Source organism: Alloscardovia sp. HMSC034E08 (genome assembly GCF_001813415.1).
Taxonomy (GTDB): Bacteria; Actinomycetota; Actinomycetes; order Actinomycetales; family Bifidobacteriaceae; genus Alloscardovia; species Alloscardovia omnicolens.
Genome location: NZ_KV812468.1, coordinates 739,901 through 756,094 on the forward strand (window position 1 = coordinate 739,901; position 16,194 = coordinate 756,094).

The 16,194-nt window shown below is 45.4% G+C and carries 14 protein-coding genes, 1 tRNA gene and 1 riboswitch; of the genes, 14 read left to right on the top strand and 1 reads right to left on the bottom strand.

Annotated features, from left to right (window positions below; genetic code table 11):
- Positions 1-77: 77 nt before the first annotated feature.
- The 11 genes from pflA to HMPREF2909_RS04760 all read left to right on the top strand — a co-directional run bounded on the left by pflA (position 78) and on the right by HMPREF2909_RS04760 (position 10,614).
- Positions 78-950 (top strand): pyruvate formate-lyase-activating protein, encoded by an 873-nt coding sequence (pflA, locus tag HMPREF2909_RS04710; RefSeq protein ID WP_071415413.1) that lies wholly within the window; start codon positions 78-80, stop codon positions 948-950.
- Positions 951-995: 45 nt separating this feature from the next.
- The gene (locus tag HMPREF2909_RS04715) at positions 996-2,297 is read left to right on the top strand and encodes an HRDC domain-containing protein (RefSeq protein WP_373604536.1); all 1,302 of its coding nucleotides are present in this window, start codon (positions 996-998) and stop codon (positions 2,295-2,297) included.
- Positions 2,298-2,361: 64 nt separating this feature from the next.
- Positions 2,362-3,726 (top strand): trigger factor, encoded by a 1,365-nt coding sequence (tig, locus tag HMPREF2909_RS04720; RefSeq protein WP_071415414.1) that lies wholly within the window; start codon positions 2,362-2,364, stop codon positions 3,724-3,726.
- A gap of 62 nt (positions 3,727-3,788) precedes the next feature.
- Positions 3,789-3,875, top strand: a riboswitch (TPP riboswitch).
- Positions 3,864-4,538 carry a TenA family protein gene (locus tag HMPREF2909_RS04725; RefSeq protein ID WP_071415415.1) on the top strand — a complete coding sequence of 225 codons (675 nt, stop codon included), beginning with the start codon at positions 3,864-3,866 and terminating at the stop codon, positions 4,536-4,538. It overlaps the preceding riboswitch by 12 nt.
- Positions 4,539-4,632: 94 nt before the next feature.
- Positions 4,633-5,934 carry a chloride channel protein gene (locus HMPREF2909_RS04730; RefSeq protein WP_071415416.1) on the top strand — a complete coding sequence of 434 codons (1,302 nt, stop codon included), beginning with the start codon at positions 4,633-4,635 and terminating at the stop codon, positions 5,932-5,934.
- Positions 5,935-5,959: 25 nt separating this feature from the next.
- Positions 5,960-6,562: an ATP-dependent Clp protease proteolytic subunit gene (locus HMPREF2909_RS04735; RefSeq protein ID WP_021618433.1), complete on the top strand. Its 603-nt coding sequence runs from the start codon at positions 5,960-5,962 to the stop codon at positions 6,560-6,562.
- 12 nt (positions 6,563-6,574) lie between these two features.
- Positions 6,575-7,222, top strand: coding sequence for an ATP-dependent Clp protease proteolytic subunit (locus HMPREF2909_RS04740; protein ID WP_071415417.1), 648 nt, complete (start codon positions 6,575-6,577; stop codon positions 7,220-7,222).
- 100 nt (positions 7,223-7,322) lie between these two features.
- Positions 7,323-8,606, top strand: a complete 1,284-nt coding sequence (gene clpX, locus HMPREF2909_RS04745; protein WP_049187069.1) for an ATP-dependent Clp protease ATP-binding subunit ClpX — start codon at positions 7,323-7,325, stop codon at positions 8,604-8,606.
- A 10-nt stretch (positions 8,607-8,616) separates the two neighbouring features.
- Positions 8,617-9,264 (top strand): nitroreductase, encoded by a 648-nt coding sequence (locus HMPREF2909_RS04750; protein WP_071415418.1) that lies wholly within the window; start codon positions 8,617-8,619, stop codon positions 9,262-9,264.
- A 148-nt stretch (positions 9,265-9,412) separates the two neighbouring features.
- Positions 9,413-9,485 (top strand) — tRNA-Asn (locus HMPREF2909_RS04755).
- Positions 9,486-10,206: 721 nt separating this feature from the next.
- Complete coding sequence (locus HMPREF2909_RS04760; RefSeq protein WP_071415985.1) at positions 10,207-10,614, top strand: M23 family metallopeptidase; 408 nt, start codon at positions 10,207-10,209, stop codon at positions 10,612-10,614.
- On the opposite strand, the gene HMPREF2909_RS04765 is transcribed toward HMPREF2909_RS04760, so the two are convergent.
- Entirely contained in the window at positions 10,589-12,052 is a 1,464-nt protein-coding gene (locus tag HMPREF2909_RS04765) for a substrate-binding domain-containing protein (RefSeq protein WP_071415419.1), read from the bottom strand. The genes HMPREF2909_RS04760 and HMPREF2909_RS04765 overlap by 26 nt on opposite strands.
- A gap of 130 nt (positions 12,053-12,182) precedes the next feature.
- Here HMPREF2909_RS04765 and HMPREF2909_RS04770 point away from each other — a divergent pair, with 130 nt between their 5' ends.
- The 3 genes from HMPREF2909_RS04770 (at position 12,183) to HMPREF2909_RS04780 (ending at position 16,192) form a co-directional block, all read left to right on the top strand.
- Positions 12,183-13,307, top strand: a complete 1,125-nt coding sequence (locus HMPREF2909_RS04770; RefSeq protein WP_071415420.1) for a GuaB3 family IMP dehydrogenase-related protein — start codon at positions 12,183-12,185, stop codon at positions 13,305-13,307.
- A gap of 188 nt (positions 13,308-13,495) precedes the next feature.
- Positions 13,496-13,969 (top strand): hypothetical protein, encoded by a 474-nt coding sequence (locus HMPREF2909_RS04775; RefSeq protein WP_071415421.1) that lies wholly within the window; start codon positions 13,496-13,498, stop codon positions 13,967-13,969.
- Positions 13,970-14,146: 177 nt separating this feature from the next.
- Complete coding sequence (locus HMPREF2909_RS04780) at positions 14,147-16,192, top strand: AMP-dependent synthetase/ligase (RefSeq protein WP_071415422.1); 2,046 nt, start codon at positions 14,147-14,149, stop codon at positions 16,190-16,192.
- Positions 16,193-16,194: the final 2 nt, after the last annotated feature.

Here is a 16,194-nt window from a genome sequence, read left to right on the forward strand (position 1 = left end):
TACCTCGCCCTTTTATATAATCAACACGGTAACTTTGAGTAATAGCTTTGAGCACAATATAGTCAAAGGAGACTAGCATGGCAGCCTTTCGTAGCACAACAGCACATATGCTTCGTGAATCGAAGGAGTATGCTCGCCAAACACTGATGGGCGGTCTTTCTGGTTTTGAATCTCCAGTAGGTTTAGATCGCCGCGATCGTCTGCAAGCATTAAAAAGCGGTGATATTGGTTTCGTACATTCTTGGGATATCAATACTTCTGTTGATGGGCCAGGCACACGCATGACCGTTTTTATGAGCGGATGTCCTTTACGTTGCCAGTACTGCCAGAATCCTGATACGTGGAAAATGCGTGACGGTCAGCCAGTGTATTTAGACGATATGATTAAAAAAGTTGACCGCTACAAGGATCTTTTCAAAGCTACAGGAGGAGGCATAACCTTCTCTGGTGGAGAATCTATGATGCAGCCGGCTTTCGTTTCGCGTGTTTTCCGCGCAGCGAGAGAAATGGGTGTGCACACCTGTTTAGATACGTCAGGCTTTTTAGGCCGTAACTATTCAGACGAACAGATTGACGACATTGATTTATGTTTGCTCGATGTGAAATCAGGAAACGAAGAAACCTATAAAAAGGTAACAGGTGGAACTCTCACGCCAACTATTGAGTTCGGTAAACGTTTAGCAGATCATGGTAAGAAAATCTGGGTACGTTTCGTGCTCGTTCCCGGCTTAACCGATGATTACGAAAACGTGGAACAGGTTGCTCGTATATGTGAAGAATTTGGCGATGCTGTTGAACATATTGATGTGTTAGGATTCCATCAGCTTGGTCGCCCAAAATGGCATGAAATGCGTATTCCTTATCCACTAGAAGATGCAAAAGGTCCTTCAGTAGCTTTGCGCACACGTGTTAAAGAGCAGTTTGAAAATCATGGTTTTAAAGTGTACTAATCACATGTCTGCACGTTTTACTCGTACAGTGCTAAACTCATGCCTATTATGAGCTTAAGTAGCACAGATATTCAATTACTTGCCGAACCAGCTGGGGGAGTTCCTGAGGTTATTAACACCCGGCAGCAATTTGATACTTTTGTGCACGCCTATACCGCAGCGTCTGGTCCTTTAGCTGCAGACGCGGAACGTGCCTCGAGTTTCCGTTATTTTAAAGGCAATTATCTTATTCAATTTAAGCGTTCTGGTGCGCCCATTGCGTTGCTCGATCCTATAGCTTTGGATGAACAGCGTGTGGATTGGAATGCTTTTAATCGAGCAGTACAAGGTGCTGCGTGGATTATTCACGACTGCGAGCAAGATATTCCTGCTTTTGTAGCCAATGGTTTGCAGATAGACGCTGTTTTCGATACGGAACATGCAGCACGATTATTAGGACGAAAACGTTTCGGTTTGTCAGCAATTACAGAACATTATTTAGGTCTAACTTTAGCGAAAGAACATTCGGCTGCAGATTGGTCTTACCGACCACTGAACCGTGATTTACGCAATTATGCTGCTTTAGATGTAGAAGTGCTTATTGAGCTAGATAATGCTTTGACTGCGGAGCTAAAAAAGACCGGTAAGTGGCAGTGGGCTTTAGAAGACTTTGAGCATTTGCGTCAGCATGGTTTAGAGGAGAAAGCTGTGCATCCGCAACCGTGGCGTCGCGTTTCGCATATAACCGACCTGCGAGGTGACGTTCGCTCGCTGGCAGTTGTACGCGAACTATGGATGACTCGCGAACACTATGCACAACAGCTCGATATCGCTCCTAATCTCTTGCTCAGCGATGAGGCTATTATTGTTGCTGCTCAACGGAAACCGCGCAATTCTAAACAGTTCAAAGCAATTCGTTTGCTCAATGAACGTGTGCGTATTCGCACGGGCGATGAACGCGAAAAAATGTTCGAGCGTTATGCATCAGTGCAGCGCCAAATAAAACCACAAGTATGGAAAGAAGCTATTGGGCGTGCACTTGAAACGAAATATGCTGAGATTCGTGAACTAACCCAGCCTGTTGAAAAACCAGGAAATTCAGCGCCTCGGTCTATGAAATATTGGCGTGAACATCACCCGGAACGCTATGCGAGATTGCATCGCGTGAAGGAACTGATCGGTCAGGTTAGTCAAGATACGCGTACGCCTGTAGAAGTGCTAATGAAACCACAATATGTGCGTAATTTATGCTGGCGCGACGATATTGCGTATACGCCGAACGATATTGCAGAGTTTTTAACCTTACAGGGAGCACGAAATTGGCAGGTAGAACTGCTAGCTCCGTCCCTGAGTAAGGTTATTATATAAAGGTTGCCTAGTCTCACTGCGTCAGAGATAGGCTAGATTTGACGATTATGAATGGGAGTGCCACGTGAAGATTAGCGTGAGGAACCTCGAGCCAACTAAGGTAAGGCTCACCATCACTGTAGACCAGGAAGAACTTGAGCCACACTTGAACACGGCTCGTAAGGCTATCGCAGACCAGATTAACGTACCTGGTTTCCGTAAGGGTCATGTTCCAGGCAAGATTGTAGACCAGCGCGTAGGCTATGCAGCTGTTGTTGGTGAAGCAGTAAACGAAGCTGTTCCAGAGTTCTACAACGATGCAATCGAGCAGAAGAACCTGCGTCCAATGGATCAGCCAAAGCTCGATCTTAAGGATGTTCCACAGGAGAAGAACGACGGCGTTAAGCTTAAGTTCACTGCAGAAGTAGAAGTACGTCCACAGTTCGAACTTCCAACATTGGATGGCATGACTGTAGAAGTAGAGAAGCAGACTGTATCCGATGAGGATATTAATGCTCGCCTTGAAGCTTTGCAGCAGCGCTTCGGTACTCTCGTAGGCGTTGACCGCCCAGCAGATAAGGGTGACTACGCAAACATTAGCCTTGAAGCTGTGATTAACGATGAAACTGTTGACTCCCAGGATGGCGTAAGCTATCAGATTGGCGCAGGCAACATGCTCGACGGCATTGACGAAGCTTTGATTGGCTTGTCTGCTGGAGAAAAGACCACTTTCAAGTCGGCTCTCGCAGCAGGTGAACATGAAGGCGAAGAAGCAGAAGTTAAGGTTATCCTGAACTCTGTAAAGACCATGGAACTTCCAGCATTGGATGATGACTTTGCTCAGGATGCTTCTGAATTCGACACTTTGGACGAATTGAAGGAAGACATTAAGAAGCAGGCAGAGCTGGATCTCGAAGGTCGTCAAGCTAACGCAGCACGCGATGCTTTCCTCGCACAGGTTGCTGAAGGTCTCGAAATCCCAGTACCAAAGGGCTTGCTTGCTAACCACGTAGCAGAACATTTGCGCAACATGGGTGTAACTGAAGACAAGGCTGCTGCAGAACAGAAGAAGGATGCTTCTGAATCTGCAGAGAAGGAACTGCGCGACCAGATTCTTCTCGATACCTTGGCAGAAACCATGGATGTGAAGGTCGGTCAGGCTGATGTCATGAACTTCTTGGCATCCGTTGCTCAGCAGTATGGCATGGATCCAAACAACTTCATCAACTCCATCGTTCAGGGTGGCCAGTTGCCATCGGCTGTACAGGAAGTAGCACGCTCTAAGGGTATGCTCGCAGCTATGCGCGCAGTAACCTTTAAGGATTCCGAAGGCGCTGAGCTCGACCTGTCCCGCTTCTTGGGTGCAGACGAGAGCGAAGAAGATGCCAGCGTAGCAGCAGCATCTGCAGCAGCTGAAGTTGCAGACGAAGTAGCAAACGCAGCTAACTAAGCTTTTTGCTTAATAACCTAACGAGGGCTCCGCATCGATAAGATGTGGAGCCCTTTTGCTAGGCTACACCTATGGGGTGCTACGGCTGAGATCATACCCATTGAACCTGTTCAGATAATGCTGACGAAGGGATATATATGTCAGAAAATCTCACACCATACGAATACTGTAAACAGTTAGCGCGCAATAACTGGGAGAAAACAGTACATCATCGTTTTGCTCAAGAACTGTGCGCACAAACGCTCGATCATGCAGTTCTGCGCGACTATCTTATCCAGGACTATCAGTTCGCTCAAGACTTCCTGAGCCTGCTTGGCCAAGTTTTAGCGAGCGCGGATACCATGAACGCAAAAGTTCGTTTAGCCCAACAGCTCGGTTTTATCGGCAACGACGAGAACACATACTTCCTCGACCGTTTTAAGCAGTACGGCGTATCCGATGAAGATATTGAAAACCCAGTTTTAACTTCTGCAAATCGCGGCTTTAGACAGCTTTATGCCGATGCTGTACTATCGCGCTCGTATGCGCAGGGTTTGGCTGTGCTGGTGGTCGCCGAAACGATTTACCGTGATTGGGCAGAAGAGAACACGAATTACGGACGCGATTTACCAGATCAAGAAGAATACCGCGGTTGGATTGACGTACATAGGGGAGACTACTTCGATGATTGGTGCGCATTTCTCATAAGCGAATTCAATCGAGTAGCAGATATAACAGATACGAAGATTACTGATACTTTCGTACGTGCTGTTGCTCTTGAACGCGCTTTCTTCGATAATGCGTATGATTCGCAACGAGACTTCCTCGCTTAAGTCCTTGAAAACTCAGCCAGCTCTACACTACGAGGCGTAGTGTAGAGCTTTTTCATTACAATACTTATGTACACAAGTTGGATGTGAGGTGAGTATGGAGCAGACTCGTCAAGAGAACAGTATGCGCGCCATAGGTGTTTTACTGCTGGTCATTGTGGTGGCTGGTCCTCTTATCGGAGTTGCTGCAGCGAGCTTGTCGTTACTCTTAGAAATGACTCAACACGTCATGCTGGGAGGGGTAGAAAGTGTGGCTCATCCCGAAGGCGTTAGTCTTCCTATACGGAGAGTTGTTAGCATTCTTGTAGCTAGTTTCGTTGCGGCTGTTATTTGGTGGCTTATTCGTCGTCGTCACACAATTCCATCTGTAGGGCAAGCGGTACACGGTAAGAGCATGCCTGTTCTCGCTTCACTAGTGCATATTATTGCCCAGATTTTTATTGTTGGCTCCGGCTTATCTATTGGACGAGAAACTGCTCCACGCGAGCTGGGTGCGCTTATTGGACAGAAATTGTCGGGCTTGCTGCGCGTGAGTACGCAGGATATGGCGTTGATTACTGCATGTTGTGCTGGCGCTGGTTTTGCAGGAGTATATGATGCTCCACTGGCAGGCATGTTCTTTGCTGTAGAGATGCTTCTTGTTGATGTGAGTATACGCACAGTAGGTGTGGCGCTAGGAACATCTGTTATAGCTGCATTTTCGGCAAGTTTGATCAGGGGTAATGCCGCGTTTTACCATATTGATCCGATTGTAGTAAGCCCACGATTAATAGCTATGTGTATGATTATTGGCCCAATTATGGGAGTGTTCGGCTATTTCTTTCGCAGGGGAACATCATGGGCTTCGCAGCACCAAACACGCTCAATACATATTCTGTGGCAGCTGCCTTTAGTGGGAACAATAACAGCTGCTATAGCATTTTATCTGCCTCAGATTATGGGCAATGGTCGCGGCTTAGCACAAACCGCCTATAATGCGAAGAACCATACAGTAATCATACTTTTGCTCGTATTGGCAGTTCTTAAAACAGTTATTACAATCGCAACCGTGAAATCAGGAGCATCAGGTGGTGTGCTTACCCCAGCAATCGCTGCAGGTGGTGCTATCGGAGCAGTTATTGCAATCTGTGCAACACCATTTCTGCCCGGTCTATCTATCAGTGTTGTAGCGCTCATCGCATCAGCAGCTTTCCTTGCCACCAGTCAAAAAGCGCCTCTTATGGCAAGCTGTTTAATGATAGAGCTATCGCACAGTTCCGTTCATGCTCTCGTTGCAGTTGGAACTGCTGTAGCGCTTTCGGTACTGGTCTCGCATACGCTCACAGCTTTTTCAGTCAGCGAAATTTGCGCTAACTGCGCAACAGGTGAGCGCGGTCAAACAAACGCGGTAATCTCTTAGGTATCAAGAAATGTAAGGAGACACTATGGCACTATCCACGACTGAAATGCCAGTCATGAATGATGGCGAAGCAGCCATGGCGGGAGACCCAATTTTCTCTCGTCTGCTTAAAGATCGTATTATCTGGTTAGGTGAGGAAGTTAAAGATTCCAACGCCAATATTATCTGCGCACAAATGCTCATGCTTGCTGCAGAAGATCCAGATAAAGATATTTGGCTGTATATCAACTCTCCAGGCGGTTCTATTACTGCAGGTATGGCAATCTACGACACCATGCAGCTTATTAAGCCAGATGTGGCGACCGTAGCTGTGGGTATGGCTGCTTCTATGGGGCAGTTCTTGCTGTCTAGCGGAACCCCAGGAAAGCGCTATATTACGAAGCATGCGCGCGTACTTATGCATCAGCCATCTGGCGGTGTAGGCGGTACTGCAAGCGAAGTGCGTATTAATGCCGAACTCATTATGGATATGAAGAAGACCTTAGCTGAGCTGACGGCACAGCAAACAGGTCATACCGTAGAAGAAATTTACCGTGATAATGAGTACGATCACTGGTTTACCGCGCAGCAGGCGTTGGACTACGGATTTATCGATAAAATCGTAGACACCCCAGAAAGCATGAACTAAGGAAGGAACAGCATGGCATCTCAAGAAGCACAATTTATTTCTCGCGCTCAGCGTCTTGCTGGACCTCAAGCCCGCTATGTTATGCCTCAATTTGAGGAGAAAACAGCGTACGGATTTAAGCGTTCTGATCCATACAGCAAGCTGTTTGAAGACCGTATTATTTTTATGGGTGTGCAGGTAGACGACGCTTCTGCAGATGATATTATGGCTCAGCTTTTGGTTTTGGAAAGCCAAGATCCAAACCGTGACGTCATGATGTACATTAATTCTCCAGGTGGATCTATGACTGCTATGACTGCGGTTTATGACACTATGCAATACATTAAGCCAGATGTGCAAACCGTATGCTTGGGTCAGGCAGCTTCTGCAGCAGCTATTTTGTTAGCAGCGGGAACACGCGGTAAGCGTTTGATGCTTCCTAATGCGCGTGTTTTGATTCATCAGCCAGCAATGGGTCAGGATTTTGGTAAGGCTACTGAAATTGAAATTCAGGCTCGTGAACTTGAACGTATGCGCACATGGTTAGAAGAAACTTTGGCTGCTCATACAGGTCAGAGTATCGAGCGCATTCATAAAGATATTGAAACTGATACTATTTTGACTGCGCCTCAAGCTTTGGAATACGGTATGGTGGACGCTGTTCTCGGCAAGCGTCAGTAATAAAAGTATTCTGCGCGCCTGCGCAGCACAATAAAAACGCACCTCTTGTGTTAAACAGCAGTTTGATAAACTAGAGGTGCGTTTATGTATAAGGAGAGCTATGGGCGAAGTCATTAGCTATTACGAGGATGTGCCACGCTGCAGTTTTTGCAATAAAACTGAAGATCAAGTTCATAAGCTCGTTACCGGAAATAATGCTGCTATCTGCGATGAATGCATTGAACTTTGCGTCGAGATTATTTCTGAAGAACGCTTAAATCAAGCAGATCATGATTCGGTAAAACTTATATCTCCGAGCCGTATGACTGCCTTTTTGAATCGCTTTGTAGTGGGGCAAGATAACGCAAAACGTACTTTATCCGTAGCTGTTTATAACCACTATAAGCGTGTTAATCTGCAGCTAATCGATGAAGCTAATAAACTCGCTCATTCCATAATGGCTGAGGATTCTTCTCTATCTCAGGTGGAAATTTCTAAATCGAATGTGCTTCTTCTCGGACCCTCAGGCACGGGTAAAACGTATTTAGCTCAAAGTTTGGCACGCATGATGAATGTGCCTTTTACAATTGTTGACGCCACCACGCTCACAGAAGCGGGTTATGTTGGCGATGACGTAGAAACAGTTTTGCAATCTCTTCTTAACGCTGCTGACGGCTCTATAGAGCGTGCTGAGCGTGGCATTATTTACATTGATGAGATAGATAAGATTGCCCGAAAAACAGGTGAAAACACGTCCATAACTCGTGATGTGAGCGGTGAAGGAGTGCAACAGGCACTTTTGAAGCTCATTGAGGGGACGACCGCTACCGTGCCACTTAAAGGTACCCGCAAGCACGAAGAACAAGAAATGGTGCGCATAAATACAGAAGGAATTCTATTTATGTGCGGTGGAGCCTTTGTAGGATTAGATGATATTATTCGCAAACGCTTAGGAACACGCGCCTCTGGTTTTGGAGCCGATTGGAGCGTGAGCGAAATGAGCGCTGAAGATGTGCTTGAACACGTAACTCCTGAAGATTTAGCAGAGTTCGGATTACTGCCTGAATTTGTTGGCAGAATGCCGATTATTACCTCCTTACGTGCATTACATGAAGATGATTTAGTGAAAATCTTAACTGAACCTCATAATGCATTGGTGAAGCAGTACCAGAAACTTTTTGCAGCAGAAGAAGTAGAACTGAGCTTTACTTCAGAGGCTCTCACGCAGGTAGCTGCTCTGGCATTAGAGCGCGGTACGGGAGCGCGTGGATTGCGTTCAATTATGGAAAAAATATTAGAAGAAGCGATGTATGTTATTCCTGATCGTAACGATATTCGCCGTGTAATCATTGATGAAGACGTGGTACTGGGAAAACAGTCCGCTGGATTGGAAATGAAAGACTAAAGGAGGAACAATGGAGTTCGAAACAGTTGTTCATGCTCGTCATTCTGTGCGTGATTTTCGCGATGAACATGTGCCGCATGAGGTGCTTGAAGATATTGTGCGCATGACGCAGAGAACGCCAACGTGGGCAAATTCTCAACCTGTGCGTGTGTATATAGTTTCAGGTGATGCTGCTGTGCGTTTACGTGCTGAACATGCACAGCGCGTTGAATCACATGAGGAATCACACAGTGATATAGCGGCGATGTCACGAAGCCAATGGCCACAATGGAACCAAGAAGTGATGGGACAATGGACTGTTGAGTTTAAGAAGCAATTTGCTCCTGGTCAAGTACATTTTAATCATGCTCAAAAAGTGTTGTATAACGCTCCGGCTTTCGCGTATCTTACCGTTCCATCAGGAATCTTCGATTGGGCACTTTTCGATGCTGGTGCCTTTGCAAATACGCTTATGCTCGCTGCCAAGAGTCGGGGAGTGGATTCGATTGCTGCATACTCTACAGTTATTTACCCTGAGGAGGTGCGGGGCATTGTGGGAATTCCAGACGATGAAATACTTGTGATAGGTATTGCACTAGGATATGCCAGCGATGATGCAATAAACACTTTTGTGCCTAGTCGTGTGAGCACTGAAAATATAGTGCGTTTTATTTCCTAAATATGGTTGGATTCTACGCGCAAATAGTGCAACTGAAAACGGCAGAATTTCAACGCAACACGCCATGTACGTTGATGGATTTGCTAAATGACATGAATGTCGTTAGTATATATGTCTTGTGCACAGCACACAGCTGAATAGCTGACATTCCCCGTTAGCTCAGTTGGCAGAGCGTCTGACTGTTAATCAGAATGTCGCTGGTTCAAGTCCAGCACGGGGAGCTTCCAAGCCGGGATTCGTCTCGGCTTTTTGCTTTTCGACGCTTTGTGTTGCGTTTGATGTGGAGCGGAGATCAAGCTGTTGCGAGGGCTTTGATCGGGTTTTTCGAGATTGTATGTGCGTGACTAGCAGCTTGTTCCACACAATTAGACTTCAAACCGCGTTGCACCCAACGATTTCTTACTCGCACGCATTCTGCTTAACCGATTAACACACCTGTTATGCCAGTTTTGATGCACAAAAATGGCTTCAAAACTGGCATATCGGTTGCGCGTATCGACTTCACGCATAAAGTAAAAGCACCTTCATACCGCAGCGATGCCTTGACGCATACCAGCCAGAGGAATCAACTAGAACCTACTGAGCAACATCTGTCCCCAAACCCCGCTAAGCCACAAGAATCCCTATAGTTTGAAACACGTGTAAACGATACGACATCGCAGAGCCATAGCTGTAAGTCAGTCGCAATAGAACCTTTCTTGGCGTGTTATCCACATTGGTTCACATATTCATAGCAATACCAATAAAACAGACTTTTTCTGTCACAGTAGACATATGAGGAATATTTATTTACTGTACATTAGACGCATGCTAAGCACACTACTATGCCTTGCAATATGCACCACTTTCAGTATTAGTGCTCATGCAGATGCATACACACGAGAACAAGCGGTCTCACGGAATACACGTAGCGTACATACGCAGACTCAGTGTGTGAAGCTGATGGATTGGCCTGTTCGCCATCCTGAAGTGCTTCAAGATTTCGACGCTCCAGACAAACCCTGGCTAGCTGGACATAGAGGAGTTGATTTAGCAAGCCATGAAGGAGATGAACTCATAGCTCCTGCTGCCGGGTATATATCATTCGCTGGTAAAGTTGCAGGAAAAGATGTGGTGGTTATTACTCATCCACAAGGTTTTCGCAGCACCTTCGAACCTGCGCAAGCAGTAGCACGTCAAGGTCAAGCGCTCAAGAGAGGCGAAGTCTTTGCCCTGCGATCGTCTGGAGAAAGTGATCACTGTGAAGACACCTGCATACATTGGGGCGTAAAAATATCAAAACAGCGCTATCTCAATCCTCAACGAATGATTGAGGCAAGGCCGATTATAATCCTGCATCCGCGGGAGTGATATAGCTTGTATCTATCAAAGTTTTCTTGAGATTATCTGCAGATACAGCAAATAATGCAGTCGTTAGGGTAGTAGATCTCACGTTTGGTATGCTGCGTTCTAGCCGTGCGCCAGTTCTTCCCTGAGCAATCTGAGCGCATAAAAGAGCTACCGATTCGCTTATATCAGCGCGATCTTCCATACTCGATGTCCAGAGTTTTCCGGTAATAATATGAGGAATGTCATTAATGTATACGCCGAAACTCGTAATAATTGGCCATGTTAAAGACGTCTTTTTCGTTGCGGAAGACTTATCGCTGCCTGTAGTATCAGTCTCCTCATCTTCAGGAGACGTTGGCATAGGAACACGTTGCTTATTGACATCAGCATCACCAGCTAAAGTTTTTACAATACTTTCCAAGGTAATATCTGGGTTAATCGTTGCACTCGATCCCGTATATCCCATATTTTTGAGAGCACGAATAACATGGTGAGCAGCGTAGTCATTAAACGCAATAATGCCGTCAATATGGGCATTGGTATTCTGAGAAGACGAAAGACGTGCCTGAAGAGCGTCGGAAATACTAGATTCCGAATCGTCAGACACAGCAACGTTCCTCCAATCTTGAGCGGTTGTATGAGCATCCAAAAGACCAGAAGGGCTATAAGCAACACCTGTTACAAAGTATGGCTTAAGAATTTTCCAACTTGCTGCAAACGCCTGTTCGTTGAACTCCTTTCCTACATTCATAGGCAGAAGCATTTCAATAGCTTGAGGATTCTGTGCTGTTGCCTTATTCAGTTGCAACTTCTTGACTAAATTTTCTGTTTGAATGCGCGCAACAGATTGAGCAGTGGAAAAAGATACATAATAGTTCTCCGCAAAATTAGGTATTTTTTGGCCCATAAGCACAACAGTAATTCCTGCTTTCTGTGCTTTGCGTAGCTGCTCGACTAATGTATCGGGTATATCTGTATTATCATCGTCCGAATTATCAGCAATAGTTGCAGTACTTGTTACTAAATCTCCATAGCGATGACGGATAGCTGCTGATCGAGGAGAATCTTCATCTAATGCTGGGGAAAAAAGCAGAATATGACTGTTTTTTTCGGTAGAAGTAGAAACATTACTGACTATTTTTTTAAGTTGTTTGACTTGCTCAGACAGATTAGAAGACATTGAACGAGAAATATTATTTTTAGAAAAACCTTGAGATTGCATCTGATCAACGATGCTATGCGTGACGTTAGCCCATGTGTTTAATGGAGCATTTGGATCGATATCATTACTGCTTTCGGGCGTGAGAATATCGACATGTGACTGAGTAAGAGAAGTAGGATGCGTTACTGAAGGCGTTGTTTTCTTCTGGCAAGCACTGCATAATACAATCATGACAATAACTATGAGTGCACTGAAAACCATCCATACACGCCGCCTGTAGACTTTCCACGCCATCATATATGTTTCTCCTTAGAGCGAGTCATCTGCCATACAGTTTAGCGCAACATGTCTAATGACCTTTGACAAGCTTATGAGAGCTGAACATTATGAAATGATAACGTCACGCGCGCAGTCTAATCTATAAAGCATGACACAGGAAATTGAAATCGGTATGGGTAAATCCGGACGCATGTGCTATGCGCTCGATGACGTAGCAATAGTTCCAAGCCGTCGCACACGAGATCCACAAGATGTGAATACCTCATGGCAAGTCGATGCTTATGAATTTGACATCCCTATTTTGGGTGCTCCTATGGATTCTTCTATGAGTCCGGACACCATTATTACCTTAGGAAAACTTGGTGGTCTGGGTGTTTTGGATTTGGAAGGTGTATGGACACGTTACGAGAATCCACTGCCACAGTTGGAAAAAATTACGCATGCTAGCGATGAAGAAGCAACACGCGTACTTCAGCAAGTATATTCCGAACCAATTAAGCCAGAACTGATTACCGCTCGCATTCAGCAAATTCGCGATGCAGGTGTAACAGTTGCAGCAGCCTTAACACCTCAGCGTACCCAGGAATTCTATTCAACTGTTGTTGCTGCTGGAGTAGATTTATTCGTTATTCGTGGTACCGCGGTTTCTGCTGAACATATTTCCCAAACACACGAACCATTGAATCTGAAGAAATTCATTTATGAGCTCGATGTTCCAGTTATCGTTGGTGGTGCTGGCACATACCGTGCTGCTATGCATCTTATGCGCACAGGTGCTGCGGGTGTGTTAGTTGGTTCAGGTGGCTCAGCTGTTTCCTCGTCTAGAACTATTTTAGGTATGCATGTTCCTATGGCCACCGCTATTGCCGATATTGCTGCTGCACGTAAGGATTATATGGAAGAATCTGATGGTCGTTATGTGCAAGTGATTGCAGATGGCGGCTTGGGAACATCCGGCAACTTCGTTAAAGCCTTCGCTATGGGTGCTGATGCGGTGATGATGGGTAGCGCTCTTGCACGAGCAACTGAAGCTCCTGGACACGGAATGCACTGGGGACGTGAAGCAACACATAAGAATTTGCCTCGTGGTCGTCGCGTATCTTTGGATACTGTAGGAACTATGGAAGAGATTCTGATGGGACCAAGCACACGCGCAGATGGTTCTATGAATTATATTGGTGCTCTCAAGCGTGCAATGTCCTCAACAGGATACACTCAATTGCGCCCATTCCAGAATTGCCCAGTGGTAGCTACGCCATACGATCACCGTTAAGAAGTCTGTGAAATCCTAGGCATTGTAGAACAATGTGCACAGTGATCACAAAAACGGTCACTATGTGATTCATAAACGTGAATACGATAAAAGCCTGCAGTACAATAAGAGTGCTGCAGGCTTTTGACGTGCAGTGAACGCCCCCAATCGTTCAATTATTCGAGGGTGATAGTGGAAGAGCACTATCTATGGATGATAAGGCTGGTTCATTAGCATTCGATACATATTACCGTATCGGACAGAACAGAAAAGTAGTTATAAAATTTCATATCTCGCAATGCGTCGATGGAGACATAGATAAGAGGACATGTGTAAAGCTTGCCTATAACTCCTGCAATATTGCATGCTTAGCAATTGATATTGCACGCGGACGTCTTGGGTCAAATATGTTGCGAAATTTAGCGCAACCTCGCGTGATTAATCAAATTGAAAATTTGGCGCGTCTCTTGAAAGAAGAGCCGTCTGCGCAACAAGTTCCATGGGCTGATGCTTCGCGTAAACATATGCCCGTTATTTTACGGACTATGAACGGCTTTGCAGTGTCTCCTGTATATTTCGAATCTAATATTGGTTTGACATTAGGTGGACAGCCATGCTGGGCTAATGTTGTGATGCGTGCTTGCGGACACAAATGGTCATGCACACACTGTGATTTCTGGTAAACGCTTCATCTGATCTATGCTTATGTTTGGCTAGTCTGCAGTTTCTAGCCAAACATAGGCATATGCAAAGCTCAAAACGCAATCCAATCAAAAACTAATCAAAAACTATTGTGTAACGCCAAGATAACAGCGCCCAACATCGTTGTGTGTTAAGGCGTGCCTCTATACTGGGGAAGTATGTTACGTGAATATACCACAGAACCAGTGTATACAACCACTGATGATGATACTATTTTCAAACTTCTCACCGATCGAGCTGCCAGTGAACCAGATAGCGTCGTTGCTCAGGCTTTGTGCGGTCCACGTCGTCAATGGGTAGATATTACTGCAAGCCAGATGCTAGACGATGTACGCAAAGTTGCTAAAGGCTTGCTTGCAATGGGCATTAGCAAGGGAGATTCCGTTCTGATTTACTCTCCAACATGTTATGAGTGGGGAGTAGTAGATTTTGCATGTGCATCTATCGGCGCTATTTCTGTGCCTGTGTACGATACGGATTCACCAAAGCAGGTTGCTCAAATCGTTTCGGAAACCTCTCCACAAGTTGCGTTTGCTGGTGGAGACGAACGTTCGTTAACGCTTGAAGCGATGCGTCAGTCACCTGATAATTCTGTGCGTTATAGTTTCAATATGCAGTCCAACGGTTTACAAGCTGTGACGGACTGGGGTAAAAAGGTGAGCGATGAGACCTTAGATGAGGCTATTGCACACATTCATGCAGATGACCCACTCACCATTATCTTTACTTCTGGATCTACAGGTAAGCCAAAGGGCGCTCTTATTTCACACCGTAATTTTGTGCACACTGTTAAAAGTGGTTGGGCTGTATTGCCAACAATGCTTATGGCAGATCCAACACGACTGCTCTTATTCCTGCCTTTGGCTCATGCCTTTGCTCGCTATATTCAGTACACTGCGATTGGTGCTCACGGTGTTGTTGGCTACTTATCGGATACAAAGCATTTGCTGGCAGATTTGCGCGGCTTCCGTCCAACATATATGTTGGCTGTTCCTCGCGTATACGAAAAGGTATATAACGCAGCATCTCAGAAGGCCGGAAATGGCTTGAAAGGTCATGTGTTCTTAGCTGCATATAAGCATTTTGTGCAGTGGAGTAAAGATGAGCAAGAAGGCAAAGCTCATACGTGGCGCCAAAAGTTGCATCATAAGTTCTTTATGAGTGTGGTAGGTTCTTCTATCCACTCGGCAATGGGCAATGGAATGCGCTTTATGGCTTGTGGTGGAGCTCCAATGAATGTTGATTTAGCTCACTTCTTCAACGGTATTGACGATCTAACCTTTATTCAAGGCTATGGTTTAACAGAAACCTCTGCTCCATGCATGGTGAACTTTGAGGCAAAGAATCACGTCGGCTCCGTTGGCCGAGTAGGTCCTGGTTTCTCTGCTCGTTTAACAGATGAAGATGAACTGGAAATTAAGGGGCCAAGTGTTTTCTTGGGATATATTAACGCTCCTGAACAAACTGCTGACGTAATGAATGGTGAGTGGTTGCGCACAGGTGATTTAGCCAGCATCGATGATGACGGCTATGTGTATATTACCGGTCGCAAGAAAGATTTGATTATTACTGCTGGTGGTAAGAATGTATCTCCTGCACCGTTAGAAGATATTATTGCCACCTGCCCAATTGTGTCTCATGTTGTGGTAGTAGGAGATAATAAACCGTTTATTGCAGCCTTAATTACTTTGGAACCAGACATGTTGTGTCAGTGGCTAGAAGGTCATGGATTAGATGCAAATATGACTCCTTTGGAAGCTGCAAAGAACGAGGCAGTGCGCGCATTTATTCAAGAATATATTGACCATGCAAATGCTAATGTGTCTCGAGCTGAATCCGTACGTAAATTCGTAGTATTGCCATCAGAATTCAGCCAAGAAGCTGGAACATTGACTCCAAGCTTGAAAATCGTCCGTCCACGTGTTATTAAACAATATGGTCAGGTTATTGACGAAATTCTGTATGCTCCAAAGCCATCAGCTATGACAGATGCAGCAACAGCTAAAATCATGGCAGCAGCAGAACAGTTCAACAAGCAGGTACAGCCAACAGTTAAAGCTGCACGCGACATGATTGAACCGATGTATAACAAGGCTATGGAAAATGTTAAAGATAACGTAGCTGAGTTCTCTGAACAGCTTAGCGAACGTTTGCGCTCAACGGCTACACACGATGACGCAGAAACTGAGAACGAGGAGAAATAATT